At 69.0% G+C, this 25,106-nt stretch carries 28 protein-coding genes and 5 tRNA genes; 21 read left to right on the top strand and 12 right to left on the bottom strand.

The features are described 5' to 3' along the window. Positions 1–137: 137 nt before the first annotated feature. From K4L06_RS21495 to K4L06_RS21480, 4 genes are all read right to left on the bottom strand, one after another. Entirely contained in the window at positions 138–1,577 is a 1,440-nt protein-coding gene (locus K4L06_RS21495; protein ID WP_221673308.1) for an XVIPCD domain-containing protein, read from the bottom strand. After that, a complete protein-coding gene (locus tag K4L06_RS21490) occupies positions 1,577–2,194 on the bottom strand; it encodes a hypothetical protein (protein ID WP_221673307.1) in 618 nt (205 codons plus the stop codon). Before K4L06_RS21490 ends, K4L06_RS21495 begins: the two co-directional genes overlap by 1 nt. Positions 2,195–2,487: 293 nt before the next feature. Further along, complete coding sequence (locus K4L06_RS21485; protein ID WP_221673306.1) at positions 2,488–2,841, bottom strand: hypothetical protein; 354 nt, start codon at positions 2,839–2,841, stop codon at positions 2,488–2,490. Between the two features lie 72 nt (positions 2,842–2,913). Beyond that, the gene (locus tag K4L06_RS21480; protein WP_221673305.1) at positions 2,914–3,372 is read right to left on the bottom strand and encodes a helix-turn-helix domain-containing protein; all 459 of its coding nucleotides are present in this window, start codon (positions 3,370–3,372) and stop codon (positions 2,914–2,916) included. 51 nt (positions 3,373–3,423) lie between these two features. Here K4L06_RS21480 and K4L06_RS21475 point away from each other — a divergent pair, with 51 nt between their 5' ends. Beyond that, a complete protein-coding gene (locus K4L06_RS21475; protein WP_221673304.1) occupies positions 3,424–4,026 on the top strand; it encodes a hypothetical protein in 603 nt (200 codons plus the stop codon). Positions 4,027–4,107: 81 nt separating this feature from the next. Here K4L06_RS21475 and K4L06_RS21470 read toward each other — a convergent pair whose 3' ends face one another. Beyond that, the gene (locus tag K4L06_RS21470; protein ID WP_221673303.1) at positions 4,108–5,415 is read right to left on the bottom strand and encodes an amidohydrolase family protein; all 1,308 of its coding nucleotides are present in this window, start codon (positions 5,413–5,415) and stop codon (positions 4,108–4,110) included. A 198-nt stretch (positions 5,416–5,613) separates the two neighbouring features. Between K4L06_RS21470 and leuS the strand changes: the two genes are divergently transcribed. The 6 genes from leuS (at position 5,614) to rsfS (ending at position 12,240) form a co-directional block, all read left to right on the top strand. Further along, the gene (leuS, locus tag K4L06_RS21465; RefSeq protein WP_221673302.1) at positions 5,614–8,385 is read left to right on the top strand and encodes a leucine--tRNA ligase; all 2,772 of its coding nucleotides are present in this window, start codon (positions 5,614–5,616) and stop codon (positions 8,383–8,385) included. 362 nt (positions 8,386–8,747) lie between these two features. After that, the gene (locus K4L06_RS21460) at positions 8,748–9,401 is read left to right on the top strand and encodes a glutathione S-transferase family protein (protein ID WP_221673301.1); all 654 of its coding nucleotides are present in this window, start codon (positions 8,748–8,750) and stop codon (positions 9,399–9,401) included. Positions 9,402–9,514: 113 nt separating this feature from the next. Next, positions 9,515–10,003, top strand: a complete 489-nt coding sequence (gene lptE / locus K4L06_RS21455; RefSeq protein WP_343225798.1) for an LPS assembly lipoprotein LptE — start codon at positions 9,515–9,517, stop codon at positions 10,001–10,003. A 37-nt stretch (positions 10,004–10,040) separates the two neighbouring features. Next, a complete protein-coding gene (gene holA, locus K4L06_RS21450; RefSeq protein WP_221673299.1) occupies positions 10,041–11,087 on the top strand; it encodes a DNA polymerase III subunit delta in 1,047 nt (348 codons plus the stop codon). A gap of 9 nt (positions 11,088–11,096) precedes the next feature. Continuing rightward, entirely contained in the window at positions 11,097–11,771 is a 675-nt protein-coding gene (nadD, locus tag K4L06_RS21445) for a nicotinate-nucleotide adenylyltransferase (RefSeq protein ID WP_221673298.1), read from the top strand. Between the two features lie 34 nt (positions 11,772–11,805). Beyond that, positions 11,806–12,240, top strand: coding sequence for a ribosome silencing factor (gene rsfS / locus K4L06_RS21440; protein WP_221673297.1), 435 nt, complete (start codon positions 11,806–11,808; stop codon positions 12,238–12,240). 141 nt (positions 12,241–12,381) lie between these two features. On the opposite strand, the gene K4L06_RS21435 is transcribed toward rsfS, so the two are convergent. Next, positions 12,382–13,140: a Bax inhibitor-1/YccA family protein gene (locus tag K4L06_RS21435; protein ID WP_221673296.1), complete on the bottom strand. Its 759-nt coding sequence runs from the start codon at positions 13,138–13,140 to the stop codon at positions 12,382–12,384. 276 nt (positions 13,141–13,416) lie between these two features. Here K4L06_RS21435 and K4L06_RS21430 point away from each other — a divergent pair. From K4L06_RS21430 to K4L06_RS21390, 9 genes are all read left to right on the top strand, one after another. Next, positions 13,417–13,493 (top strand) — tRNA-Pro (locus tag K4L06_RS21430). A gap of 39 nt (positions 13,494–13,532) precedes the next feature. Next, positions 13,533–13,609: transfer RNA gene (locus K4L06_RS21425), tRNA-Arg, on the top strand. A gap of 50 nt (positions 13,610–13,659) precedes the next feature. Beyond that, a tRNA-His gene (locus K4L06_RS21420) sits at positions 13,660–13,736 on the top strand. Positions 13,737–13,823: 87 nt separating this feature from the next. Continuing rightward, positions 13,824–13,899: transfer RNA gene (locus tag K4L06_RS21415), tRNA-Lys, on the top strand. A gap of 346 nt (positions 13,900–14,245) precedes the next feature. Next, entirely contained in the window at positions 14,246–14,947 is a 702-nt protein-coding gene (locus K4L06_RS21410; RefSeq protein WP_221673295.1) for a hypothetical protein, read from the top strand. Positions 14,948–15,128: 181 nt separating this feature from the next. Further along, positions 15,129–15,533, top strand: coding sequence for a DUF1801 domain-containing protein (locus K4L06_RS21405; protein WP_221673294.1), 405 nt, complete (start codon positions 15,129–15,131; stop codon positions 15,531–15,533). Between the two features lie 88 nt (positions 15,534–15,621). Then, entirely contained in the window at positions 15,622–15,972 is a 351-nt protein-coding gene (locus tag K4L06_RS21400) for a DUF2200 domain-containing protein (RefSeq protein WP_221673293.1), read from the top strand. 193 nt (positions 15,973–16,165) lie between these two features. Beyond that, on the top strand, positions 16,166–16,381 hold the full coding sequence (locus K4L06_RS21395) for a hypothetical protein (RefSeq protein WP_221673743.1): 216 nt from the start codon (positions 16,166–16,168) through the stop codon (positions 16,379–16,381). 77 nt (positions 16,382–16,458) lie between these two features. Continuing rightward, entirely contained in the window at positions 16,459–17,364 is a 906-nt protein-coding gene (locus K4L06_RS21390) for a sterol desaturase family protein (RefSeq protein ID WP_343225797.1), read from the top strand. Here K4L06_RS21390 and K4L06_RS21385 read toward each other — a convergent pair. Beyond that, entirely contained in the window at positions 17,349–18,044 is a 696-nt protein-coding gene (locus K4L06_RS21385; protein ID WP_221673291.1) for a helix-turn-helix transcriptional regulator, read from the bottom strand. The two genes, K4L06_RS21390 and K4L06_RS21385, sit on opposite strands and share 16 nt — an antisense overlap. A gap of 434 nt (positions 18,045–18,478) precedes the next feature. On the opposite strand from K4L06_RS21385, the gene K4L06_RS21380 reads away from it, so the two are divergent. Beyond that, positions 18,479–19,426 (top strand): DUF2268 domain-containing putative Zn-dependent protease, encoded by a 948-nt coding sequence (locus K4L06_RS21380; RefSeq protein ID WP_221673290.1) that lies wholly within the window; start codon positions 18,479–18,481, stop codon positions 19,424–19,426. Continuing rightward, entirely contained in the window at positions 19,416–19,754 is a 339-nt protein-coding gene (locus K4L06_RS21375) for a hypothetical protein (RefSeq protein ID WP_221673289.1), read from the top strand. The genes K4L06_RS21380 and K4L06_RS21375 overlap by 11 nt, the downstream gene beginning before the upstream one ends. A 31-nt stretch (positions 19,755–19,785) precedes the next feature. On the opposite strand, the gene K4L06_RS21370 is transcribed toward K4L06_RS21375, so the two are convergent. The 3 genes from K4L06_RS21370 to K4L06_RS21360 all read right to left on the bottom strand — a co-directional run bounded on the left by K4L06_RS21370 (position 19,786) and on the right by K4L06_RS21360 (position 21,932). Continuing rightward, on the bottom strand, positions 19,786–20,691 hold the full coding sequence (locus K4L06_RS21370; RefSeq protein WP_221673288.1) for a LysR family transcriptional regulator: 906 nt from the start codon (positions 20,689–20,691) through the stop codon (positions 19,786–19,788). Positions 20,692–20,761: 70 nt separating this feature from the next. Further along, positions 20,762–21,460 (bottom strand): cysteine hydrolase, encoded by a 699-nt coding sequence (locus K4L06_RS21365; RefSeq protein WP_221673287.1) that lies wholly within the window; start codon positions 21,458–21,460, stop codon positions 20,762–20,764. Between the two features lie 115 nt (positions 21,461–21,575). Further along, a complete protein-coding gene (locus K4L06_RS21360; protein ID WP_221673286.1) occupies positions 21,576–21,932 on the bottom strand; it encodes a hypothetical protein in 357 nt (118 codons plus the stop codon). A gap of 211 nt (positions 21,933–22,143) precedes the next feature. On the opposite strand from K4L06_RS21360, the gene K4L06_RS21355 reads away from it, so the two are divergent. After that, complete coding sequence (locus K4L06_RS21355; RefSeq protein WP_221673285.1) at positions 22,144–22,593, top strand: hypothetical protein; 450 nt, start codon at positions 22,144–22,146, stop codon at positions 22,591–22,593. Positions 22,594–22,691: 98 nt separating this feature from the next. On the opposite strand, the gene K4L06_RS21350 is transcribed toward K4L06_RS21355, so the two are convergent. Both K4L06_RS21350 and pip read right to left on the bottom strand, forming a co-directional pair. Then, positions 22,692–22,877, bottom strand: a complete 186-nt coding sequence (locus K4L06_RS21350; protein WP_221673284.1) for a hypothetical protein — start codon at positions 22,875–22,877, stop codon at positions 22,692–22,694. Positions 22,878–22,954: 77 nt separating this feature from the next. After that, positions 22,955–23,908 carry a prolyl aminopeptidase gene (gene pip, locus K4L06_RS21345; protein ID WP_221673283.1) on the bottom strand — a complete coding sequence of 318 codons (954 nt, stop codon included), beginning with the start codon at positions 23,906–23,908 and terminating at the stop codon, positions 22,955–22,957. A 190-nt stretch (positions 23,909–24,098) separates the two neighbouring features. On the opposite strand from pip, the gene K4L06_RS21340 reads away from it, so the two are divergent. Further along, a tRNA-Leu gene (locus K4L06_RS21340) sits at positions 24,099–24,183 on the top strand. 175 nt (positions 24,184–24,358) lie between these two features. Then, entirely contained in the window at positions 24,359–25,000 is a 642-nt protein-coding gene (locus K4L06_RS21335; protein ID WP_255595400.1) for a hypothetical protein, read from the top strand. Positions 25,001–25,106: the final 106 nt, after the last annotated feature.

Below are 25,106 nucleotides of genomic sequence, written 5' to 3'. Positions count from 1 at the left end.
CGAGATAGGAACTCCTGCCGGGTGTGGCCGGCGGCATGCTTATGGCATGCCTGATAGGGCGCTGCCGTGATCGGATTCACGCGGCAGAGCGGCATGACAGCAATGCCGTCGCAGTGCCGCTAGCTGCGGCATCCCAGCTACATCGTCATCCGATTGACGTTCTGGCTTTGCAGTTGCGTATCCCATTGCTGGGATCGGTTGAGCTCTTGGGCTTGTTGCCGGTTGATCTGCTCGATCTGTTCGAGGCTGCGCTCGGCGGGAATCCGGGCCGCCGCGTTCATTTCCACTCGGGTGGTGAAAAATGGATCTTTGCCGCCATGAGGTGCGTAGACAGCGAACACGTTGGTCTCGCCTTGCGCGGTCGTGTTGCCGATGATTACGCGGTCGAGTCGATGGCTGAGCGGGTCGGCCTTGTGCTCTCGTAGCAGTGCTGCGGCGATATTGCTGGACTGCTCGTCGTCCCATCTTCCGTCAGCGCGTACAGCCGCTCGGATACTGTCGAACGCGGGATGGTCGGGGTGATCGGGATGGTCCGCTCGGAAGGTGGGCGCGTCCGGTGCCTCGGTTCTGGCCACAGGCTCGCGCGGATTTGTCGGTTGTGCCGCTCGCCCTGAGTGGGTGTGAGATACGGATTCGTACTCGCGGCGGCCGGCGCTGGTGTCGATAAAGTCGAAAGAGTTTCCGCGGCCACCCAGGTCCACCCCAGCGCGTTCGATCTTGCGTGGATCCAATTTCAGTTTTGCCAGATCGAGTTCGATATCGGGGACGTGCATCGTCGTCCCCTTGGCGTATTCCCGACGGGCCTCGTACAGGGTCTCCATGAGACCGCCGCCGTAGTACGCCCGATAGCCGGAGTCGCCGTGCTGTCCCAAGCTTGAGGCGTTGTCCGCATAGCATTGCGCCACGGCCTCCACGGCGGGGCTTATGAGCTTGTTGCCGGTGAACTGGATGCCGCCTTCGCCTAGTGCGATGCCTTCGGCCAGAATCCCGTTCTCGATGCAGGGTGTCGATGGATCTGCCCGGGCCAGGAATTTATCGCGATCGAATGCGGCGGCGACGCCGCCGGTCGTGCGGCTGGCCAGGGAATTGAGGCCGATCAACTCAGCCAGCGCCTCATTTCTCCTGGTGAAGCTAAGGTAACGTTCCACCGAAGCGGTCAGGTCGGCCGCAGTACCGTCGCGCGAAGCGGCCCGGATGGCATCGGTTGTCTCGTAACTCAGCTTGTAGCGCTCGCGCAGTTCCGCATCGGCCAGCAGGGCGTACCCCGCTTCGTGCCCAAGTATGACCGCCAAGTTGTCGCGATGAGCCAGCAAGCTTCGGGACTGGCTCGAATTGAAGTTGTCGACGTCCAGGTTGATCGTTCCGCTGGAGCCGACATAGCGCCCGCCTTCGTGCGGTGCGTCGGTGATGGCCAGATGCTTCAGCGTTCCGCCTTTGATGGCGCTCGCCATGACGTTCTGCAAGTAGGGCGAACTGGCGATCGTCGCCTCAAGATCGGACACCGCGTTGGGCGGTAGTCCGTCCTGTTGCGCAAACTCTTCGAGCAGAGGCCTGATTTCCGCGCGCATCTGGCTCATTACCGATCCTCTTCAGTATTGGCTTCGATGATCAGTTCGCGGATGCAAGGCGGAGAGCCGGTGGCTCGTGCGACATCGGCTTCTATGACGAACTCGATGTCTTCGGCTGTCGTCGGCAAGCGATACAAGGCGCGTTCGCCCCCATCGCGGCGACGTATGTTCTCCGTGGCCCGAAATCCTTTTGTCGCCGTGTGTCGGCGCAGAGTCTCAAGGGGGAATGTGCAATTCGAATCTGCTCCAGAAGGGAGCAGCAAAATGCTGGTCGTCCACTTGTCGGGTCGCTCGCGATAGAGCGCCTGGCTTGAGATGGAATAGGTTCCGCCCTCCGCCAACGCTCCCTTGACGCTGTTTCCGTTGCGTTCGGAAAGTTCGACCCCGACTGCGTCGCCGACGCGTTCCGGGGATAGATCTCGCGAAGACCTGAGGCTATCGATGAGCTGCAAGGTGATTGCGATCAATTCGTTTGCAGTCAGTGCCTTGCCCTGTGCGGCCGGTCGTTCGTTGACGGGCTGTGGCGGTGCGGCCGATGTGTTCGTGGACTCTCGTGCGATGCGGTCCAGCATCGCGGCCACTTCATCCGCGGCGCGTTCGCCGCTCTCGGGGACGGGCTGAGTCATGGGGGCGTCCTTTCCCTGGGGAGAAGCCTGAGCTGGCTTCTGTGCGCAGCCGGCCAGCGCCAAGCAGGCCAGCAGGCCGATGGCGGCAGATCCGACAGGGCGGAAGGGGAGGGGCATAGCACGTCCTTTGCCGGGAATTCGATTGACGTGGTCGAGCGCGCAGCTTGGGTCGAGTTTACGCCCGCCCTGTCCGGCGGTCTCCTTAACATTCGTCTACAAAACAGTCGCCGGTTCTTGCGCCAGTAGGTGAGCTGCAGAGGTCCAGAGGTCCAGAGGTCCAGATAAGGGCCTGTTCATGCCGACGGATTGGCGGGATGAAACAGGTGAGCGTTCTCGCTAAAGCCTGCCTGGAGTTCGTTCGGTATCTGGCCCAGGAATCGTTCGAAGCTCGAGAACGAACCGCCGTAGGTGGTGCCCGGCGGCCGGCGCGCGAAGATGGTCCACGGTGCCGTGTTCGCGCCCTGGTCGTGCAGGATCGCGACCCAGTCGGTGCCGCTCACACGGAAATGAAAGCTCCGCCAGCGCTCGCCGTTTCCGTTGAGTCGGCGGCCTTCGTAGGCGAGGAACGGCAAGGCCTTCAGCGCGGCGATATGGGCGGCGACATCGGAACGCTTCGGCCGCCACAGTGCGATCCAATCCTTGAACATGCTGGAGGGCTCCAGGAACGACATCCGCCACGATGCCGCGACAGGGGCGGTCGACGCAATCGATCCGGACCGTCAGGCCTGCGTCCGCGGGCGCAGGCGTTCGCCGCAGCCCATGCCGTCGCTGCGCTGTCGCGCCGACGAGCGCTGCAGGTGGCCTTCGCCCCATACCCGTACCGCTTCGACGATCGGCGACAAGGTCAGGCCGTAATCGGTGAGTTGGTAGATCACCGGCGCCGGCACCACGCCGGTCGGGGTGCGCACGACGATGCCGTCGGCTTCGAGTTCGCGAAGTTGCTCGGCGAGCACCTTGGGCGAGATCGGCGCGACCCGGCCGCGCAGGCCGGCGAAGTGCAGTTCGCCATGCGCCAGCCAGTACAGAATGGTCAGCTTCCATTTGCCGCCGATCGCTGCGAAGGCCGCCGCCAGCGGGCAGCCTTCGAGCGGATTGGGCCGGGCCGGATTGGAGCGGGCCGGATTTAGTGGGTCCGGATTTGGTCTGGAATGGTTACCTGCAGGTGCGTTCTTGTTCATGGCGGCCTCGCGCTCGCATCCTCGCCGCATCATGGGAGCGAGGACGAGACGATGCAACGCAAGGGATCGAAATGGATCGGCCGTGCCTGCCTGGCGATCGCGCTGCTGGCGCCGAACGCGATCGCGCAACAGTCGCCGCGGCATGGCGTGGCCCAGGCTTTGCCCAGTGACGGCCAGCACGATTTCGACTGGGAGATCGGCGTGTGGAGAACCGAATTACGCAGGCTGGCGAACCCGCTGTCGGGGTCGCAGGAGTGGCTGGAGTACTCCGGCACCAGCGTCGTGCGCAAGGTGATGGGCGGGCGCGCCAACCTGGTCGAGCTGCGCGTGCAGGGGGCGGCGGGGCAGATCGAGGGCTTGAACCTGCGCCTGTACAACCCGCAGGTGCGGCAGTGGAATCTGCACTACGCCAGCCTGCGCAATGGCGCGTTGACGTCTCCGGTCCATGGCGGCTTCCGCTTGGGGCGCGGCGAGTTCTACGGGCAGGAGGACCTCGACGGCAAGGCCGTGCTGGTCCGCTTCGTCATCACCCGCATCGCCGCCGACACCGCGCGGTTCGAGCAGGCGTACTCGGAAGACGGCGGGCGCAGCTGGGAGGTCAACTGGATCGCGACCGATACGCGCATCGGCGACGTCGGTCAGGCCAGGCCTTAGCCCAGCGCTATCGAAGCGGAGCGGGGCCGCGACAGGGACGGAGGGGGTTAAGCGGGCTTAACCCCCTCCGTCCCTTAGAAGTCAAAGCGCCTGCTTGTAGACCTGGCCGTCCTTCATCACGAAGTCGACCTTCAGCACCGCGTTGATGTCTTCGACCGGGTTGCCGGGGACGGCGACGATGTCGGCGCGCTTGCCAGGCTCGATCGTGCCCTGGTCGTCCACGCCCAGCACTTCGGCGGCGCGGATGGTCGCGGCCTGCAGGGCCACCGCGGCGGGGATGCCGGCTTCGACCATGTAGAGGAATTCGCGCGCGTTGTCGCCGTGCGGGCCGACGCCCATGTCGGTGCCGAAGGCGATCTTGACCCCGCTCTTGTAGGCCTTGGCGGCGGTGTCCTGGATCAGCGCGCCGATCCGCGCCGCCTTGGGCCGCACCACTTCGGGGAAGTAGCCGTCGAGCTTGGCCTTGTCGGCGACGAAGCGGCCGGCGTAGACGGTGGGCACGTACCAGGTGCCTTTCTGCTTCATCAGGCTCATGACCTCGTCGGTCATGTAGGTGCCGTGCTCGATCGAGGTCACCCCGCCCATGATCGCGCGCTTCATACCCTCGGTGCCGTGGGCGTGGGCGGCCACGCGGTAACCGTAGTCGCGCGCGGTGTCGACGATGGCCTTGACCTCCTCGACGGTGAACTGCGGCGCGTCGCCGGACTTGGCGTAGCTCAGCACGCCGCCGGTGGCGGTGATCTTGATCACGTCGCTGCCTTCCTTGTAGCGCTGGCGCACGGCCTGGCGGGCGTCGTCGATCGAATTGATCACGCCCTCGGTCGGGCCGGGCGGGCCGATCAGGTGCGAGAGCGCGTCGTTGTAGCCGTTGGTCGGGTCGGCGTGGCCGCCGGTGGTGGCGATGGACTTGCCCGCGGCCCAGATCCGCGGGCCGTCGACCAGGCCCTGGTTGATCGCGTCGCGCAGGTGCGGGCTGACCTCGCCGCCGAGGTCGCGCACGCTGGTGAAGCCGGCCAGCAGGGTCTTCTTGGCGTAGCCGACCGCGCGGAAGGCGTAGTCGACCTCGTCCAGGCGGAAGCCCTCGGAATAGCTCTGCGGGCTGGACTGCGAGCCCAGGTGCACGTGCAGGTCGGTCCAGCCGGGGCTGCAGGTGTGGCCGGACAGGTCGATCGCGCGCGCGCCCGGGGCCTCGGCGCGGCCGGCCAGGACCTCGGCGACCTTGCCGTCGCGGACCACCACCGTGCGCGCCTCCAGGATCTTGCCGCTGCGTGCGTCGAACAGGCGGCCGCATTGCAGCGCCACCGGCTCGGCGGCGGCGGGAGCGGCCCCGGCGAGGGCGGGGGCAGCGGCGGACAGCACGGTGACGACGGCGGCGGCAAGGCGGGTCATGGGCGGTTTTCCGGTGCGGAAGGGGCGGAGAAAGGCCCGATCCTACCCAGGCCCCGGCGGCCGCGGCCGATGCCAAGAGTCATGGTCGGCGGGACCTAGACCGGCAAAAAAGGCCCGGCTCGCGCCGCGCCGCGCATGGCGGCGGTTTGTGCGCTGCGGTAGGCTTGCCGGTCCTGTCCTTTCGCTTCCCGCCTGCCCGTGTCCACCGACGTCTCCCCCGCATCGCACGACCCCAAGCACGAAACCAAGGCCTTCGACCCGGGCGCGGTCGAATCCGCCGCCCAGCGCTATTGGGACGACTCCCGCGCGTTCGAGGTCGACGAATCGTCGGACAAGCCCAAGTACTACTGCCTGTCGATGCTGCCGTACCCGTCCGGCGCGCTGCACATGGGCCACGTGCGCAACTACACCATCGGCGACGTGATCAGCCGCTACAAGCGCATGACCGGCCACAACGTGCTGCAGCCGATGGGCTGGGACGCGTTCGGCCTGCCGGCCGAGAACGCCGCGATCAAGAACAAGACCGCGCCGGCGAAGTGGACCTACGCCAACATCGCCCACATGAAGGCGCAGCTGAAGCAGCTGGGCTACGCCATCGACTGGTCGCGCGAGTTCGCCACCTGCACCCCGGACTACTACGTCCACGAGCAGCGCATGTTCGTGCGCCTGATGAAGCAGGGCCTGGCCTACCGCAAGAACTCGGTGGTCAACTGGGACCCGGTCGACCAGACCGTGCTGGCCAACGAGCAGGTCATCGACGGCCGCGGCTGGCGCACCGGCGCCCTGGTCGAAAAGCGCGAAATCCCGCAGTGGTTCCTCAAGATCACCGACTACGCGCAGGAGCTGCTCGACGGCCTGGACGCGCTGCCGGGCTGGCCGGATGCGGTCAAGACCATGCAGCGCAACTGGATCGGCCGCAGCGAGGGCCTGGAGATCCGCTTCGACGTGGTCGACGAGCACGGCGCCGCGGTCGAGCCGCTGACCGTGTTCACCACCCGTCCGGACACCCTGATGGGCGTGAGCTTCGTCTCGATCGCCGCCGAGCATCCGCTGGCCGCACATGCCGCGCAAGGCGACGCCGACCTGGCCGAATTCATCGCCCAACTGCGCCAGGGCGGGGTGTCCGAGGCCGAGCTGGAAACCCAGGAAAAGCGCGGCCGCGATACCGGCCTGCGCGCGATCCACCCGGTCACCAGCGAAGCGGTGCCGGTGTACGTGGCCAACTTCGTGCTGATGAACTACGGCACCGGCGCGGTCATGGCCGTGCCCGGCCACGACCAGCGCGACTGGGAGTTCGCCAAGCGCTATCAGCTGCCGATCAAGACCGTGATCGTGCCCGACGCGGTGCGCGACGCCCTGGCCGAGATCGGCCAGGACCTGATCGCGCACAAGGACCCGATGCAAAGCGCCCTGGGCGGTGCGCCCGCGGTCGACGTGTACGAGACCAGCGCCGCGGTGCAGGTGGTCGAGCAGTTCGTGCAGGGCATCGCCGAGCAGGCCGCGTTCACCGAGCGCGGCTGGCTGGTCAATTCGGGCGAGTACGACGGCCTGGACTTCCAGCAGGCGCTGGACGCGCTGGCCGCGCGCTTCGAGGCCGACGGCCGCGGCGCGCGCCGGGTCAACTACCGCCTGCGCGACTGGGGCGTCAGCCGCCAGCGCTATTGGGGCTGCCCGATCCCGGTGATCTTGTGCCCGGCTTGCGGCGACGTGCCGGTGCCTGAGGACCAATTGCCGGTGGTGCTGCCGGAGGACGTCGAGTTCAGCGGCGTCGCCTCGCCGATCAAGGCCGATCCGAACTGGCGCAAGACCACCTGCCCGAGCTGCGGCGGCGCGGCCGAGCGCGAGACCGACACCTTCGACACCTTCATGGAGTCGAGCTGGTACTACGCCCGCTACACCTCGCCGGGCGCGGCCCAGCAGGTCGACGAGCGGGCCAAGTACTGGACCCCGGTCGACCAGTACATCGGCGGCATCGAGCACGCGATCCTGCACCTGATGTACTTCCGCTTCTATCACAAGCTGATGCGCGACCAGGGGCTGGTGAACAGCGACGAGCCCGCGGTCAACCTGATGACCCAAGGCATGGTGATCGCCGAGACCTTCTATCGCGACAACGGCGACGGGTCCAAGGACTGGATCAACCCGGCCGACGTGGAGACGGTGCGCGACGAGCGCGGCCGCATCACCGGCGCGGTGCTCAAGGCCGACGGCCAGCCGGTGCAGATCGGCGGCACCGAGAAGATGTCCAAGTCGAAGAACAACGGCGTCGACCCGCAATTGATGGTCGGCAAGTACGGCGCCGACACGGTGCGCCTGTTCTCGATGTTCGCCGCGCCGCCGGACCAGTCGCTGGAGTGGAACGAGGCCGGCGTGGAAGGCATGGCGCGGTTCCTGCGCCGGTTGTGGACGGCGGTGCACAAGCACGCCGACGGCGGCGCCGCGCCGGCGCTGGACGCGGCCGCGCTGAGCGCGCCGCAGAAGACCCTGCGCCGGCAGATCCACGAGGCGGTGCAGAAGGTCGGCGGCGACTACGGCCGCCGCCACAGCTTCAACACCGCGATCGCCGCGGTGATGGAGCTGCTCAACCACGTGTACAAGTTCGACGACGCCGGCGACAACGGCCGCGCCCTGCGCCAGGAAGCGCTGGAAGCGATGGTGCTGCTGCTCAACCCGATCACCCCGCACACCAGCCATGCGCTGTGGCAGGCGCTGGGTCACGCCGAGACCCTGCTCGAAGACCTGCCGTTCCCGCAGGCCGACGAGGCCGCGCTGGCGCGCGACGCGGTGACCCTGGCGGTGCAGGTCAACGGCAAGCTGCGCGGCACCATCGAGGTGGCGGTCAACACGCCCAAGGACGAGATCGAGCAGCTGGCCCTGGCCGAGCCGAACGCGGTCAAGTACATGGAAGGCCTGACCGTGCGCAAGGTGATCGTGGTGCCGGGCAAGATCGTCAACATCGTCGCCAGCTGACCGCTTCGAAGCCGCAAGCGCGGAGCGGGAGGCGACGGAGTAGGGAAGAGCGCAAGGCAAGAGCGCAAGGCAAGAGCGCAAGGCAAAAGCGCAAGGCAAAAGCGCAAGGCAACAGCGCAAGGCAACAGCGCAAGGCAAATCCCCCCTGGCCCCCCTTTTTCAAAGGGGGGAACCCGGTAGGTGGGTGCATCGTTGTCGTAGCTGGCGCTGGCGCCGTTGGCTGTTGTCGTGTTGCTGTTGGCTGTTGCCGTTGCTGGCGCTGTTGCGGTTGCTGTTCCCCCCTTTGAAAAAGGGGGGCAGGGGGGATTTGCTCCGCTCTTACTCCCACCCTCATCCCCAACCCCATCTCCGACCCGCCCGCCATGACCCCGATCCTCTACTGCCACCCCGATTCCGGTTTCAGCTACAAGGTCGCCCTGGCCCTGCGCCTGCTCGGGATCGAGTTCGAACAGCGCCAGGTCGACATCCGCCGCCCGCGCGACCAACGCTCGCAGGAGTTCCGCGAGCTCGCCGCGCACGGTGAGATTCCGGTGCTGCGCATCGACGGCCGGGTGCTGTGCCAGTCGAACGTGATCCTCGACTACCTGGCCGAGCGCGAGGACCGCCTGGACGGCGCCGATCTCGACCAGCGCCTGCAGGTGCGCGAATGGCTGAGCTGGGAGGCCAACCGGGTCAGCCTCAACGTCGCCCACTCGCGCTACGGCCGCCAGTTCGGCGGCTACGACCCGGCGGTGCTGGCCTGGTACGACCGCCGCTCGATCGCCGACCTCGACCGCCTGCAGGCCCAGCTCAGCGCCACGCCGTGGCTGGCCGGAGCGGCGCCGACCATCGCCGACGTGGCCTGCAACGGCTACCTGTTCTACGCGGTCGAGCCCTGGGCCGAAGCCGCCGGCTTCCCGGCGCGGACCTGGGCCGAGCGCTGGCCGGCGGTGCAGGCCTGGCAGCAGCGGCTGCTGGCGCTGCCCGGCGCGCAAACCCCGCAGGCGCTGTTTGCCGGGCATGAGATCCGGTACTGAGTCGCGCCATGGCGCGACAAGGCGGCGCGGTTCAGGCTCCGCTATTGATGCCCGCAGCCGCCTCGTCCAGACTTTGCCCCATGACGCCTCGCTCCCCCTTTCTGCGCGCCGCCGTGCGCACTTCGCTCGCGGCCGCGGTGCTGGCCCTGTCGGCCTGCGGCTTCCAGTTGCGCCAGGCCCTGACCCTGCCGCCCGACCTCGGTCCGGTGCGGGTGGTCTCCTCCGACCGCTACAGCCCCTTGGCCGAATCGCTGGCCCAGGCCCTGACCCGCGCCGGCGCGGTGCCGGCGACCGCGGACAGCAGCGAAGTCGCGGTGCTCGACCTGATGTCCGAGCGCTGGGGCGACACCCCGGCCGCGCTCGACGAACTCGGCCGCGTGCAGGAGTACACCCTGCGCTACGCGGTGGTGTTCGAACTGCGCAAGGCCGACGGCTCGGCGCTGCTGCCGCGACAGAGCGTGGAGCTGGCGCGCGACTACGTCGCCAACCCGGTCAACGCGATCGGCACCGAGGGCGAGCGCGAAATCCTGATGCGCGAGCTGCGTCGCGAAATGAGCGCCGCGGTGCTGCGCCGAGTCGGCGCGGTCAGCGAGCGGCGCTGAGCGGCGCCCGGCTCGCGCCGATGAGGCATCGCCGATCATGGAACTGACTCCCGAACGCCTGCTCGGCCAACTCGACGCCGAACCGCTGCGCCCGGCTTATCTGATCGCCGGGCCGGAGCCGCTGCGCGTGCTCGAGGCCGCCGACGCGGTGCGCGCCGCCGCGCGCAAGCAGGGCATCGGCGAACGCGAAGTGTTCGAAGCCGAAGGCAACCAGCGCGAGCCGGACTGGAACGCGCTGGCCGGCGCGTTCCGCGCGCCCAGCCTGTTCGCCAGCCGGCGCCTGCTCGAGCTGCGCCTGCCCAGCGGCAAGCCGGGCAAGGAGGGCGCCGAGGTCATTGCCGATTTCTGCGCCGACCCGCCGCAGGACGTGAGCCTGCTGGTCACCGCCGGCGAGTGGAGCAAGCAGCACGGCGGCAAGTGGAGCGAGGCGATCGCCCGCATCGGCCACGTCGCCGTCGCCTGGGCGATCAAGCCGCACGAGCTGCCGGAATGGATCGAGCGCCGCCTGCGCGCGCGCGGCCTGCGCGCCGAGCGCGAGGCGGTGCAAAGCCTGGCCGACCGGGTCGAGGGCAACCTGCTCGCCGCCGCGCAGGAGGTCGACAAGCTCGCCCTGCTGTCCGACGGCCAACCGCTGGACCTGGAACGCATGCAGGCGCTGGTCGCCGACGCGGCGCGCTTCGACGTGTTCCGGGTGCTGGACGCGGCGATGAACGGGCAGGGCGCGCAAGTCTCGCGCATGCTCGCCGGCCTGCGCGCCGAGGGCGAGGCGGTGCCGGCACTGCTCGGCATGGTGGTGATGGAACTGCAGCGCACCGCGGCCCTGGCCCGGGTCAACGCGCGCGGCGGCAACATCGCCGCCGAGTTCAAGGCGCAACGGATCTGGGATTCCAAGCAGCCGATGTACCGGCGCGCGCTGCAGCGCCACGACGCGCGCCGCTGGGAGGCGTTGCTGGCCCAGGCCGGGCGGGTCGACCGCATGGCCAAGGGGCGCGAGGCCGGCGACGCCTGGGTCGCGCTGGAGCGGTTGCTGCTGGCGGTCGCCGAACCGCGCGCGCTGCGCCTGCTCGCCCTGTCGCCGGGCTGAGGTCCGCCGATGCGTGCGGCGAACGACGGCGAAGCCGATCTGCTGGTGTTCTACGGCGGCACTTTCGATCCGATCCACGACGGCCACCTGGCCATCGCCTGCGCCGCGCGCGACGCGCTGGCCGCGCAGGTGCGGCTGATGCCGGCCGCCGATCCGCCGCATCGCGCGGTGCCGGGCGCCAGCGCCGCGCATCGCGCGCGCATGCTCGACCTGGCCGTGGCCGGCGAACCCGGCCTGGTGGTCGACCGGCGCGAGCTGCGCCGCGACGGCCGCTCGTACACGGTCGAAACCCTGCGCGAGGTCCGCGCCGAGGTCGGTGCGGCGCGGCCGCTGGCGCTGCTGGTCGGCGCCGACAGCTTCCTCGACCTGCCGCAGTGGCGCGAATGGCAGGCGCTGTTCGATCTGGCCCATTTTGTTATTGCCGAACGCCCCGGCAGCCCGCTGGAGGCCGAGCGGATTCCGTTCGCAGCCGGACGCGAGACGGCATCGGTGGACGCGCTGCGCCAGGCTCCGGCCGGCCGGGTCTATCGCCTGCGCCAGCCGTTGCAGGCTGAATCGGCCAGTCAGGTTCGCGCCCGGATCGCCGCCGGCGAGCCCTGGGCGGACCTGGTGCCGCCGCCGGTGGCCGCCTACATCGAGCGGCACGGGCTCTATGACGTGGCCGTTCCCGACGCTCCGGTATAATCCCGGCACATCCGAAGACAGAGCCGATCGTCCCTTGACCAGCCAAGCCCAAGTCATCAAGACCCAGCTGCCGAACCCGCCGCCGCCGACCGAGCTGCTGCTCAAGACGGTCCATGCCGCGGTGGAAGAACTCAAGGCCAAGGATGTCGTGGAAATCGATGTGCGCGGCAAGAGCAGCGTCACCGACTACATGGTGATCGCCTCGGGCACCTCGACCCGCCACGTCAAGTCGATCGCCGACGAAGTGGTGAAGTTCGCCAAGAACCTCGACGTCATGCCGCTGGGCGTGGAAGGCGAGCGCGAGGCGGAGTGGGTGCTGGTCGACCTCGGCGACGTCGTCGTCCACGTCATGCTGCCGCGGGTGCGCGAGTTCTACGCGCTCGAGCGCCTGTGGACGGTCGGCGACCAGCCGCCGGCGAAGGAAGGCATCGAAGGCGAGTTCGAGATCCAGGACGACGACCGCTTCTGAGTTCCGCAGCGGGCGCCCGTCGCCCGATCGCGAAAACGGCGCCCGCGAGGCGCCGTTTTCGTATCCGCCGCGGACGCTCTCGAAGGGGCAAAAAGAAAGGGGCGCCGTGGCGCCCCTTTCTGCCCGACCGATGCGGCCGGATCAGTTGCGCGACTGCAGCTTCGACAGCAGGCGCAGGAACTCGACGTACAGCCACACCAGGGTGACCATCAGGCCGAACGCCGCGTACCACTCCATGTGCTTGGGCGCGCCGCGCTCGACGCCGGTTTCGATGAAGTCGAAATCCAACACCAGGTTCAGCGCGGCGACCACGACCACGAACAGGCTGAAGCCGATGCCGATGATGCCGGACTCGTGGATGTAGGGGATGTTGATGTTGAACAGGCGCAGCACCATGCTGACCAGGTAGATCAGGAAGATGCCGCCGGTGGCCGCGGCCACGCCGAGCTTGAAGTTCTCGGTCGCCTTGATCAGGCCGGAACGGTAGGCGAACAGCAGCGCGAACATGGTGCCGAAGGTCAGCATCACCGCCTGGATCACGATGCCCGGGAAGCGGGCCTCGAACATCGAGGAGATCGCGCCGAGGAAGAAGCCCTCGACCAGCGCGTACAGCGGCGCGGTGACCGGCGCCCAGGCGTGCTTGAAGCTGGTGATCAGGGCCAGGATCAGGCCGCCGATCGCGCCGCCGAGCAGGTAGGGCGTGGCGCCCACCGCGCCCTGCGGGGTGATCTGGATCTGGTTCCAGGCGAAGGAAGCGGTCAGCACCGTCAGCAGCAGCAGGATGCCGGTCTTGTTGACCGTGCCGTTCAGGGTCATCGCCTGGTCGCTGCCGCGCACGACGGCGCCGCTGCCGAGGTCGAGGAAGGTCGATTCCTTCAATGCGGGATTGCCGCTGCGCATGTGTTGCTCCTTGGGAAACGTATCGCTGGATAGGGCGCGGCGCGGGAGACCGGCCGACCGCCGAAGCATACACGGGGCCGGCGGAGGCCGGATCGGCCGGACGGCGGGCCCAGCCGCGCCGCCGGATTCGGCCAAGGCGGCGATGCCCGAAACGAGTGCTGCGAACCCGGTCGGTTCGGCGTGCGTTTCGGAATGCGTCGAGACGATTGACACGGACCGCATCGCCGACCACACTATGCGGCCTTTCGCGGCATTGGCGTGCCTAGGAAGTCCCTTCGGGGTATAGCTCAGCCTGGTAGAGCGCCAGCTTTGGGAGCTGGATGTCGTGGGTTCGAATCCCTCTGCCCCGACCATCCGTCCCAGGCCGGCCGTCAGTTAAGATTGTTCGACTGGCGCCCGTAGCTCAACCGGATAGAGCACCGGCCTTCTAAGCCGGTGGTTGCAGGTTCGATTCCTGCCGGGCGCGCCAAATCGCAGTGGAACGTGGGCCGAATGGCGGTGCGTTCCGAACGTTTTATGGTGGCTGTAGCTCAGTTGGTTAGAGTACTGGATTGTGATTCCAGATGTCGGGGGTTCGAGTCCCCTCAGCCACCCCAGTTGCATGGCAGTACGCGGTAATGCAGTAATTTGAAGTTGTTGTGCGGTGCGAAATACTGGTGTATCATTTCGCTCCTAGCTTCACCGGGCCGTTAGCTCAGTTGGTAGAGCAGTTGACTCTTAATCAATAGGTCCAAGGTTCGAATCCTTGACGGCCCACCAATCCCGGAAAGCCCCAGCGGAAACGCTGGGGCTTTTTCTTTGTCCGTCCTTATCGCGCGAGGCGCGCGCCGGCCGGCGCGGTTGCGGCGGGCGGTAACTAGCTAGCCAACGAACGAACGCGATGCAGGAGGTTCCCTGCGCTTGCGGCATTCGTTGCGATGGCGCGCGTACGTGATGCGTTCCGCACGGTGCGCTCTGCGGGGTATGAGCGCAATGCGTCCTGCGGCGGTTTGCCCGGGCTGTCCTTCGGACTCGGCCGCGGCGGCCGTCTTGGCTGCTGAGACGGAACGATGCTCTAGTCGCGAACCACGGCGGCGCGCGGCCGGGAGCCGATCGGCACGACAGTGTGATCGCCGGAGCGCGCCTTCTTTTCGCGCACCTCCACTTATCCCTCATGACCTCATCCCGCATCGATCCGAAGCTCGTTCTCGCCTGGCAGGCCGCGCATTCCATCGGCCGCGGCTCGCCGCCACCGGTCCTCGATCGCGGCGGCTTCCGGGTGGATACCCATTCGGAAAAGGAAACCAAGCGCTGGGTGTTCCCGCAGCTATGCGACGGTCTGCGTGCCGTCGCCGACGAGATCGTCGCGCCGCGGCATTACCTGAAGCTGTGCGGCACCGACGAGGAACTGCGCAGCGCGCTGCCGGCGCGTTGGCAAATCCAGCCGATCAACTATTTCATGCTCGCCAGCGCCGCCAGCGCGGATACCAGGCCGCTGCCGGACGGCTACCGGGTACAGGTGGACCGGGTCGGTCCGGTCGCGCGGGCCAGCGTCTTCGCCCCCGACGGCGAGTTGGCCGCAAGCGGTTGCGCGGCGGAAACCGATGAGGTCTTCGTCTACGACCGGATCGAAACCGCGCCGGCGCACCGGCGCAAAGGCTTGGGCGTCGCGGTGATGATCGCGCTCGGCGCGGCGAAGCGGTCCGCGGCCACGCCGCAGCTGCTGGTCGCGACGGACGAGGGCCGCAGCCTGTATGCGACCCTCGGCTGGTCGGTGCTCGCGCCGTTGGCCGCGGCGGTCATCCCGGAACTCGAACCCCCGCGCTGATCCGGCGAGCGACGCTCCGGCGCCGATCGAAGCGCGCTGGCGCCCGCTTCGATCGCAAACCGACATCCGTTGCGCGACCGGGTACTCTGGGGCCGGCACCGAACCGGCGGCCGGCGCCCGCACGGCGCCGCTGCCGGCCCAGACCGACCGCTCGACCTGCGTCGGCCGTCCAGGAGGGAATATGGCCAGTCCCAAGCCCAAACCCGCGGCGTCCGTCGATGCTTTCGTCGCGGCGCTCGCGCCCCCGCTCCAGCCGGAGGTCGAGGCGCTGCGGCGAACGATCCGTTCGCTCGGGCCGGGCATCGGCGAGGAGATCAAGTGGAACGCGCCGAGCTTCCATGCCGGCGAACACTTCGCCACCCTGCGCCTCAACGGCAAGGTGCCGCTGCAGTTGATCCTCCATCTGGGCGCGAAGAAAAGCCTCATGCCGCCGGATGCGATCGACGACCCGGCGGGCCTGCTGCAATGGTTGGGGCCGGACCGGGCCTGCGTGAGTTTCACCCGGCCCGGCGAGGTGGACGCGCAGGCCGATGCGCTCAAGGCCATCCTGCGCCAATGGCTGCAGCATGTTCCCGCCCGGACCTGAGCGCGACTGCCGTGCGGCCGACCAGCCGCGCGGCCCGGCCCGGTCCGTGCGCGGGCGTGCGCAGCACCGCATCGATGGAGGCATGGACATGGCGCAGCATCGAATATTCGCCACCGCGTTCGCGAGCGTGTATCCGCTCTATCTGCAAAAGGCCGAACGCAAGGGCCGCAGCAAGGACGAGGTCGACCGGATCATCGCCTGGCTGACCGGCTACGACCCGGCCGGGCTGGAACGGCAGATCCAAAGCGGCAGCGATTTCCGGACCTTCTTCGCGCAAGCGCCGCGGATCCATCCGAACGCCGCGCTGATCAAGGGCGTGGTCTGCGGCGTGCGGGTGGAAGAGGTCGAAGACCCGCTGATGCGCCAGATCCGCTATCTCGACAAACTCGTCGACGAGTTGGCCAAGGGCAAGCCGCTGGACAAGATCCTGCGCAGCTGACCCGTCCGTGCGTCTCTTCGCAGGGCGCTCGCAGCTTGCGCGGCGCCCCCTGGTTGGATTTGATGGATCGCATCCACCTTCGCCTGCGTGATCTAGGACGGGCCCGACCGATACGGCGGCGGACAGTCAAACCGAGCAAGCCATGCGCGATATCGACCGAATCATCCGGACTCTTGTCTACGCCTAGCCTCAATTGCAGGTGGAGCGCCTGCGGGTCCTGCACCCGGGGGCGGACGACGACGGGCTGTGGTTCTTCCGCCTTCCACCGTATCCGGACGAACTGCAGCTGGAGTCGCCGAGCGGCGAATGCCCGTTCGCGCTCGAAAGCGCCGGCGAGCGCGCCCGCGCCGATACCGTCGTGGAGGCGGTGGACTGGATAACGCAGCGTCTGGGGCCGATTCGGCGCTGAGCGCATGCGCGGTTTGTTCAAGCCGCGCATCCGCCGCGCAGGCGAGGCTGTGGCTCCCGTTCTGTGCGGAAGCGACTGTGAAGACCTGGATATTGCGTCTGTATGCGCCTGTGTTTCTGTTCGGCTTCGTCGCCGCGGCGGCGTGGTGGGTCGGCTATCGCCACGGCAGCGCGCTGTGGTTGTTGCCGGGATTGGCCCTGGCGATAGGGCTGTCGTTCTTGGCCGAGCGGCGCTGGCCTTACGATCCGGCGTTCAACCGCGACCACGGCGATCGCGGCCGCGATGTCGCCCATGCGCTGGTCAACGAAGGCCTGAACCTGGCCTCGATCGCGCTGGTGCCGTTGGCGGCGGGCTGGGTGGCGTGGCAGGCCTGGCCGAGCCAGTGGCCGTTTGCGGCGCAGCTGCTGCTGGCGGTGGTCTGCGCCGATTTCGGCATCACCCTGATGCATTACGCCAGCCATCGCGTCGGCTGGCTGTGGCGCCTGCACGCGGTGCACCACAGCGTGACCCGCATGTACGGCTTCAATGGCTTGATGAAGCATCCGCTGCATCAGGCAGTCGAAGCGCTGGGCGGCGTGCTGCCCCTGCTGCTGCTCGGCATGCCGCAGCCGGTGGCGGCGGTGCTGGCCTTCGCCATCGCGGTGCAACTGCTGCTGCAGCACGCCAACGTCGACATGCGGCCCGGGGCGCTGTGGCGGCTGATGGCCTGGGCGCCGCTGCACCGATTCCATCATCTGCGCTACGGCAGCGCCGGCGACGTCAATTTCGGCCTGTTCTTCACCGTCTGGGACCGGTTGCTCGGCACCGCCTTCGACGCGCCGGGCTATCGGATCGGCGGCGGCGACCTGGGCATCGGCAGTCAGCCGGATTACCCGCGCGACTATCTCGATCAGTTGCGGGCGCCGTTCGCCCGCTTGCCGCAGAAGGCCGAACCGGCCTTGCCGGCGGCGCTGCGAAGGACAGGCGCTCAGTCGTTGTCGTAGCGGCGCAATCGCAACTCGCGCAGCTGCGCCGCGCCGATGCCGAACATGCGCCGCAGGTTGCGCGACAGGTGGGCGAGGTCGGCGAAGCCGGCGGCATGCGCGCTGGCGGTCAGGCTGTCGCCGGCCAGGTGGCGGACCAGGGCATGGCGCAGGCGTCGCCACAGCACCCAGCCGCGCAGGGTGATGGACAGGTCGGATTGGAAGCGCCGGTGCAACTGGCTCGGCGACAGGTGCGCGGCCTGGGCGATGTCGGTCGCGGCGATGCCGTCCGGCAATCGCGCGCCGATCTCGGCGACGGCCGCGCGCAGGCGCCGGTCCAGCGCTTGCGCGCGGCACAGGCCGGGCAACAAGGGCTGCAACGCCGGCAATCGCGCCGGCAGTTGCGGCAGTTGCCGCAGCACCGCGGCGACGTCGGCATGGCCGGGTTCCAGGAACACCGTGCAGCCGTCCGCCGGCGCGGCGAGCACGGCATGGGGTTGGAACGAGGGCAGCCACAGGCGTCGCCCCTCGCGCCGCTCGCCGTCGATCTCGACCTGCCACGGCGCGTGCTCGCTGAGCAGCAGCTGATGCGCGTAATGGGCATGGCGCAGGCTGCCGCCGGCCCGGCCCTGCAGCACCGCGACGTGTTCGCCGAGCAGCAGGGTGCCGGTCCAGAGGTCCTGGCGGGGTGGGGCGGGCATGGCGGGCGAAGGTGGAGGCGGGCGCTCGATTCTGGCCGACGCGGGCTGCGCGGAGAATAGGGCGGCGCATCGGCGCAGGGAGCGTGTCCGGCCCGCGTCGTTGCGTCCGCGCGCCGGACATCGCCGCCGCGAGCGGCGATCGAGTCCGGTCACAAAAAAACACTTCCGGTCGCGCCGCGGATGTGCGGTGATGCGCGAGTCGACCCGCTCGGCAATGCACCGTGGGACCGCGTCACCGCACCCGCCGATCCGTGCGCCGCTTGCCGGCGCCGCGGCGCTTGCGGCGGCGCGCGCGTTGCGTTTGCGCCGTTCCGCCGGGGTGCCGCGCGACCCCGGCCTGGAGTGAGCCGGGCCATCGTTCGCACCCCGGCCCTTCGCCGCAGACGTGGCCGACCGACGCCCTGCCGCGCCGCGCCTCATCAGGATCCAGGACCATGCCCAGACTGTTGCGTCTTACCGCCTTGTTCGCCGCCTTGGCCGCGGCCGCCGCCGCGCCGGCCGAACCGCGTCGCGGGCCGGATATCCGCACCGACGACGTGACCCGTTTCTACGCCTTGTACGACGCCACCGATGGCCGGCCGACGGTGGAGCAGATCGAACGGGACTATCTGGCGCAGGGCACCCAGAGCCTGCACGAGTTCGCCCAGGCGCGCCGAGTCACCGCGCAGCGCATCGCCGAGCGGATGAGCGCGGAGCCGGCGATCTACGCCAAGGCCAAGGACTGCCTGGCAGTGCTGCCGGCGGTGAAGCGGCGCCTGCTGCCGGTGTTCGCCGAACTGGCCGAACTCTACCCGCAGGCGAAGTTTCCGCCGGTGGCGATCGTGGTAGGACGCGGCAAGCCGGTCGGTATCACCAACCCGGCCGGCGTGACCCTGGGCCTGGAGGCGCTGTGCGCCGCGGATTTCATGCATCCGGATCTGGAAGAGCGCTTCGTCCGAGTCATCGCCCACGAGTACGGCCATATCCAGCAGACCCTGCAGACCGAGTTCGAGCCGGGCGACCCGAACGCGACGGTGCTGCGCTTCGCCCTGGCCGAGGGCACCGCCGAACTGCTGGCGGAGTTGACCTCCGGCGGGGTCGGCAACGGCAAGCACGCCGGCTGGACCCGCGGCAAGGAGGCGCAGATCGAGACCGCCTTCGTCCAGGCCATGGACGGCACCGACATCAGCCAATGGTTCTACGACTACCGCCCGGGTTCCGACCAGCCTTACGACCTGGGCTACTGGGTCGGTTACCGCATCGTCAAGGCTTACTACCTGCAGTCCAAGGACCGCAAGGCAGCGCTGAAGGCGATCATCGAGATGGACGATCCCAAGGCCTTCCTGCAGCGCAGCGGCTGGACGCCGGGAATGAAGCTGCCGGAGTCGGTTCTTGGGCACTGAGCGGACGCCGCAGGCGGAGTATCAGGTCGATGTGTCGGTGACGATCTTCGTATCGCCGACCCAGGCGCTGGGGTTCGCCTCGGGCACGCTCGCCGTCGCGCGCCCGCCCGAGGCGGAGCGCGCCTTTCCCTGGCCGGTGGAGTGGGTGCGGCAAAAGCCCGAGTACCTCGGCGAAGGGCAGAGCCGGGTCTGGAGCGCGCAACGCGATCCGCGCAGCGGCCGCTACCAGGTCATGCTGTACGGCATCGTCTGCGACGGCGAAGCGGCGGCCTGCGATTGCATGCGGTTCCTGGAGCAGGTCGCGGGGATGATGTTTCACCCCAATTGATGCGCCGGCGGACGCCGCAAGGGCGGCAGGCTCAGTCCTGCGGCGGGACGGCCGCCGCGGCGTAGTGCGCGCGCAGATACTCGACGAAGGCGCGCACCTTCGGCGGCAACTGGCGCGCGTTCGGATAGACCGCGTAATAGCGGCGCCGGCCGGCGTGATGTTGCGGCAGAACCCGCAGCAGGCGTCCCGCAGCCAGGTCATCGCGCACGGTCGGAAAGGTGAAGGCGGCGATGCCGAGGCCGGCCACGGCTGCGGCATGCAGCGACAGGATCGAGTCGACCCGCAGCCGGGCGTCGAATTCGACCGACAACTCTTCGCCGCGTTGCGAACCCAGCGCCAGGCCGCGGCCGTCGCCGGCATAGGCCAGCAGACGATGGTCGGCCAACTCGGCGATCGCGCGCGGCAGTCCGTGCCGGGCGACGTAGGACGGCGCCGCCACCAGCACGCGTTCGAACGCGGCCAGTTCGCGCGCGACCAGGCGGCTGTCGGCCAGCGCCTCGCTGATCCGGATCGCCAGGTCGAAGCCGCCCTTGACCAGGTCGACGATGCGGTCGTCGCAGGACAGGTCCAGTTCGATCTGCGGATGGCGGCGCATGAACTCCGGCAGCCACTGCGCCAGTTCCAGGGCGCCGACCGCGTGCGGCAGGCTCAGCCGCAGCCGGCCTGCCGGCTGTGCGGCGTCTGCGCTCAGCGCCTGGCGGGCGGCGTCGACGCGTTCGAGGATGTCCAGGCAGTCGCGGTAATAGCGCTGGCCGGCTTCGGTCGCGGTCAGGCCGCGGCTGTTGCGGTTGAGCAGGCGCACGCCCAGGTGCTCTTCCAACTGGCGCAGCTGGCGCGAGAGCGAGGTGTGGGTGGTGCCCAGGCGTTCGGCCGCGCGGGTGAAGCTGCCGGCTTCGACGATGCAGCGGTAGGTGCGCATCGCGGACAACTGATCCATCGCGGCCTCCGCCATCGCATCGACAGGGCGGCATCCGCGCAGTGCGGATGCCGCGTTCAGCCCCAGGGTATCAGCGCACCGGCAGCGAGAGAATCCGCTCGGTCGGCATCACGTCGCCGAAGGTGTCTTCGATTTCGGCCAGGGCGGCGGCGTGCAGTTGCGCGTTGCCGATGCGGGCGCCGTCGCGCAGGTCCAGGTCGCGGGTGGCGGTGGCGTCGGAGGACACCAGCACCTTGTAGCCGCGCGCGGCGGCGTCGCGGGCGGCGCCGGCGACGCAGGCGTGGGTCTGCAGGCCGGCCAGGATCAGGGTGTCTGCCTTCGCCTCGCGCAGCAGCCGGTCCATGGTCGCGGCGGAGGCGCCGGCGAATACGCTGACCGTGTCCTTCTGCACCACCGGTTCGTCCTTGCGCGGCTGCATCGCCGGATGGAACTTCGCCGTTTCGCCGCCTTCGGCGAACAGCGGCGCGCCGGCCGGCAGCACGTGCCGGACGTGGACCACGCGGATCCGATGGCGGTCGGCGAAGTCGAGCAGGCGTTGGGTCTGGCGCAGCGCCGCCGCGCCGTCGGGGATCGGCATGCGGCCGCCGGCGAAGTACTCGTTCTGGAAGTCGATCACCACCAGCACGGTCTTGTCGGCTTGCAGTTCGGCGATCGGCGCGGCGCCGGCCATGGCGCGGATGGTGGGATGGGCCTGGGCGGCGCTCGCGTCGAGCGGGCCGAGGGCGGCGATGCCGAGGGTGGCGATGCCGAGCAGGGAAGTCAGTCGCATGGGCGTGGGCCTCTGGATGGGAGGCGCCATGCTGCGCGCCGCCGCCGAACCCAGGCAGCCCCGCGCGCGCACAGCAGCTGTGCGCGCTGTGCACGCCGGGGTGCCGGGGCGTCGCCTAGCGGAGGATCTCCGGTTCGGCGAAGGCGATCACGTCGATGGTTTCGTCGCCGACGCTCAGATAGAAGTGCCTCGGCTCGCCCTGCTCGCGGGTGTAGCAGCCGCCGGCTTCCTGCTTGAAGTCGCTGTCGCCGGTGAATTCCATCAACAGGAAATCCTCGGGCACCGCGCGCCCGGTGGCCGTCAGTCGCGGACGGTCGTTCTGCACCCGCACGATCAGGCAGTCGCGCAAGCGCACCGCCACCAGCGGCGTGCCGTCGCTGCGCAGTGCTTCGACCAGCAGCGCGGCGCCGGTCTGGTAGCCGATCCGGCAGGTCGGCGCCGAGTCGTCCAGCTTGAGCAGTACGCGGTCCATACGTTGCGGCGCCATCCGTCGCGGGCGGGAGGAACCGCAATATATCAACGCCGCCCCTGCAGCTCCGGGCGCCGGCCCATCGCCTCCGGTCACGCCGCGAACCCCGCCGCGATCACATTTGGCGCGGCCAGGCCATTCGCAAGTGGCAGTCGCGCTTGATCCGGCGCCGCGCTTGCGATCAGCTGCGGCTTCGTACCGACAAGGAGGCGTCATGAACATCATCGCAAGGCATTGGATGCGGGCCGCGCTGTTCGCTTTGCTGTTGGCCTGCGCACAGGCCGCGTTCGCGCAATCGGCTTCGAAGCAGATCGCGCAGGGCACCCAGCTTTGGGCCGGCGAGGAGATCTATTCGAACAACGGCCAGTACAAGCTCAGCATGCAGCACGACGGCAACCTGGTGTTCTACCGCGTGGCCGACCTGCGTCCGTTGTGGAACAGCGGCACCCAGGCCGCCGGCGGCCATCGCGCCAGCTTCGAAGCCTACGGCATCCTGACCGTGCGCGACTTCAACGACGCCATCCTGTGGAGCAACGCCAACGGCTGGCCGGGCTATTTCCACCCGGGCATCTACTGGTACCTGACCGACACCGGCTACTTCGTCGCGCTCTACCAGGGCAGCACGGTGGTGCGGGTGCTGGGGCGCGATCCGGACCGGAGCTGAGGCCGAGCCGAACCGCGCCGTCCTGTCGGGCGCGCGCGACCTATCGGGTCGCGCTTCGCAGCGCCGCGGTACCGCCGTGCCTTGCGGTTGCGTTGCCCTCAATTCACCGTGCAGGCGAGCGTCACCGTCATCGTAGCGCCGTTGGCCAGCAAGCCCAGCGCCACGCCGCTGTCGAGCGCGGCCACCGTCAGCGGTGCGGCCGGGCAGGCGCTGCCGCTGCAAGTGCGGGGCTGTTGCGGCTCGCGCCGCGCCTGCAGGCGGTGAGGCGGCCCGGCATCGGACAAGGCGCGCGGTATCGCACCGGTGGGTCGCGACTCGCGCCGCTCCCGTCCCGAAGGCCAGGAGCGGCGGCGGGCGTGGGTCAGCCGAAGCGATCGGCGAGGGCGTCGGTGGCGCTCACCAGGGCGTCGATGATCGCCGGGTCGGCGGCGCTGTGGCCGGCCAGGACGATGCGCAGCTCGGCTTCCGGCCAGGCCCGGGCCAGGTCGATCGCGCTGGCGACCGGGCAGATGATGTCGTAGCGGCCGTGCACGATCGTCGCCGGGATATGGCGGATCCGGTCGACCCCGTGCAGCAACTGGTCCGGCTGCAGGAATACGCGGTTGCGGAAGTAGTGCGCCTCGTTGCGCGACACGTTGACCGCGACCTGCGGCTCCTCGCGGGTGTCGGCGCCGTCGGGGTCGTGGACCAGGGTGCTGCCGCCGCCTTCCCAGTCGCTCCAGGCCAGCGCTGCGGCCAGGCGCACCTCGGGGTCCGCGCTGTCGAGCCGGCGCCAGTAGGCCTCGGTGAGATCGCCGTGTTCTTCGGCCGGGATATGGGCCAGGTAGCGCGCCCAGCGCTCGGGGAAGATGTAGCGCGCGCCGCCGTCGAGTTCGTTGAACCAGCGCAGCTCGAAATCGCGGCCGAGGAAGATGCCGCGCAGGACCAGGCCCAGCGCGCGTTCGGGATGGGCCTGGGCGTAGGCCAGGGCCAGGGTCGAGCCCCACGAGCCGCCGAACACCACCCAGCGCTCGATGCCGAGGTGGGCGCGGATCTTTTCGATGTCGGCGACCAGGTGCCAGGTGGTGTTCTCGCGCAGTTCCGCGGCCGGCGTCGAGCGGCCCGCGCCGCGCTGGTCGAACAGGACGATGCGGTAGCGCGCCGGGTCGAAGAAACGGCGGTGATAAGGCGAGACCCCGGCGCCGGGGCCGCCGTGCAGGAACAGCACCGGCAACCCGTCCGGGTTGCCGCATTCCTCGATGTGCAGTTCGTGGATCGCGTCGACCTGCAGGCGTTCGCTGCGATAGGGCTCGATTTCCGGGTACAGCTCGCGCACGGGCGTTCTCCGCTGGGGACGGGCGAGCATAGCGCCCTCGCAAGGCCGTGCCGTACCCCGGGCGGGCGGAAGATCGTGCCGACGGCGGCGACCGTGACGGCGGCGCGCGCCGCCACCGCTTGCGCGACAGTCGTGGCGGTTCCCCCGGCGCGGCCGCTAGAATGCGCCGGCACCGCGCGTACCGGCGCATGCGAAAGTGGCGGAATTGGTAGACGCACTGGATTTAGGTTCCAGCGCCGCAAGGCGTGCGGGTTCGAGTCCCGCCTTTCGCACCACGTAGGCGGGTCGAGACTAGTCCGCGACGAAAGCAACAATGGCCGACCAACCCGTCCGGTCCTTGAGTTCGGCCAGCGAGCCCACCCAGGGAACCCGCCCAGCCCGGCCGTCGGCGCGACGAGTGCGCGGATCGCACCTATCCCGCGTTGCCGGCCGCCCAGCCGGAGCGGGTGGATGTTCCTGCCGCAGCGATCGCGGTTTACCGGACTGGCGGCATCGGAAGGAACCGGCATGAGCGAAATGGAAGTCACCCGGGAGGACGTAGCGGGGCGCAAGCGCGCCGGCGAACTCGCGCTGCTGGACACCGCCCGCGCACTCGCCACGGCCCGCGCCATCGGGCACCCCTGGTACCGCTGCCAGGCCTTGTCGATGGCGGCCGAGTACCTGAGCGGCCCGGAGCGTGAGCGGGCGTTGATGTCGGCGCTGGCGGCCGCCTGGGAACAGGACGAGGTCAACCGCATCGTGACCGTATCGGCCTGGCCGATCCGTGGCCTGGCCGATGCCGGGAGCGAGGCGGCGGGCGGGCAGGTCGCGAAGTTGGTGCGATTGGCGCAGACCGAGCCGCACCATCTGCGGCGCTCGCATGCCTTGCGGGCCCTGGCGGCCGCGGTCGGCGAACATCCACTGCTGCTCGAACGCGTGGTGCCGGCCTTGGCCGCCGCGTTGCTGGGCGGGTATGGCCCGCGCATCGACCGCTGCATCCGCGACAGCTTCGATCTGGTCGTCCGGGCCAAGCCGGAGCTGGCCTGGGCGCTGGCCATGCACCACAAGGCCAGCCGGCGGCAGTCGCTGCTGCTGGCGCAGATTCCGCAGTAAGACGGCCTTCGCCGGCGATCGCGGTTGCGGCGCCCGTGCCGGCGGGGTCGAGCGTCTCAATGCCCCGGGATACCGTTGGGTGGGGTGGGCGAACCCGCCCCCGTGC

This window comes from Lysobacter sp. BMK333-48F3 (genome assembly GCF_019733395.1).
Classification (GTDB): domain Bacteria; phylum Pseudomonadota; class Gammaproteobacteria; order Xanthomonadales; family Xanthomonadaceae; genus Lysobacter.
Note: the sequence above shows the minus strand (reverse complement) of the source record. Positions and strands in the feature narration are given on the sequence as shown.

Coding starts and splice junctions, on each gene's coding strand:
- K4L06_RS21495 (WP_221673308.1), bottom strand. CDS start 1,577: ATGAGCCAGATGCGCGCGGAAATCAGGCCTCTGCTCGAAGAGTTTGCG.
- K4L06_RS21490 (WP_221673307.1), bottom strand. CDS start 2,194: ATGACTCAGCCCGTCCCCGAGAGCGGCGAACGCGCCGCGGATGAAGTG.
- K4L06_RS21485 (WP_221673306.1), bottom strand. CDS start 2,841: ATGTTCAAGGATTGGATCGCACTGTGGCGGCCGAAGCGTTCCGATGTC.
- K4L06_RS21480 (WP_221673305.1), bottom strand. CDS start 3,372: ATGAACAAGAACGCACCTGCAGGTAACCATTCCAGACCAAATCCGGAC.
- K4L06_RS21475 (WP_221673304.1), top strand. CDS start 3,424: ATGCAACGCAAGGGATCGAAATGGATCGGCCGTGCCTGCCTGGCGATC.
- K4L06_RS21470 (WP_221673303.1), bottom strand. CDS start 5,415: ATGACCCGCCTTGCCGCCGCCGTCGTCACCGTGCTGTCCGCCGCTGCC.
- K4L06_RS21460 (WP_221673301.1), top strand. CDS start 8,748: ATGACCCCGATCCTCTACTGCCACCCCGATTCCGGTTTCAGCTACAAG.
- holA (WP_221673299.1), top strand. CDS start 10,041: ATGGAACTGACTCCCGAACGCCTGCTCGGCCAACTCGACGCCGAACCG.
- nadD (WP_221673298.1), top strand. CDS start 11,097: ATGCGTGCGGCGAACGACGGCGAAGCCGATCTGCTGGTGTTCTACGGC.
- K4L06_RS21435 (WP_221673296.1), bottom strand. CDS start 13,140: ATGCGCAGCGGCAATCCCGCATTGAAGGAATCGACCTTCCTCGACCTC.
- K4L06_RS21405 (WP_221673294.1), top strand. CDS start 15,129: ATGGCCAGTCCCAAGCCCAAACCCGCGGCGTCCGTCGATGCTTTCGTC.
- K4L06_RS21400 (WP_221673293.1), top strand. CDS start 15,622: ATGGCGCAGCATCGAATATTCGCCACCGCGTTCGCGAGCGTGTATCCG.
- K4L06_RS21385 (WP_221673291.1), bottom strand. CDS start 18,044: ATGCCCGCCCCACCCCGCCAGGACCTCTGGACCGGCACCCTGCTGCTC.
- K4L06_RS21380 (WP_221673290.1), top strand. CDS start 18,479: ATGCCCAGACTGTTGCGTCTTACCGCCTTGTTCGCCGCCTTGGCCGCG.
- K4L06_RS21370 (WP_221673288.1), bottom strand. CDS start 20,691: ATGGATCAGTTGTCCGCGATGCGCACCTACCGCTGCATCGTCGAAGCC.
- K4L06_RS21365 (WP_221673287.1), bottom strand. CDS start 21,460: ATGCGACTGACTTCCCTGCTCGGCATCGCCACCCTCGGCATCGCCGCC.
- K4L06_RS21360 (WP_221673286.1), bottom strand. CDS start 21,932: ATGGACCGCGTACTGCTCAAGCTGGACGACTCGGCGCCGACCTGCCGG.
- K4L06_RS21355 (WP_221673285.1), top strand. CDS start 22,144: ATGAACATCATCGCAAGGCATTGGATGCGGGCCGCGCTGTTCGCTTTG.
- K4L06_RS21335 (WP_255595400.1), top strand. CDS start 24,359: ATGTTCCTGCCGCAGCGATCGCGGTTTACCGGACTGGCGGCATCGGAA.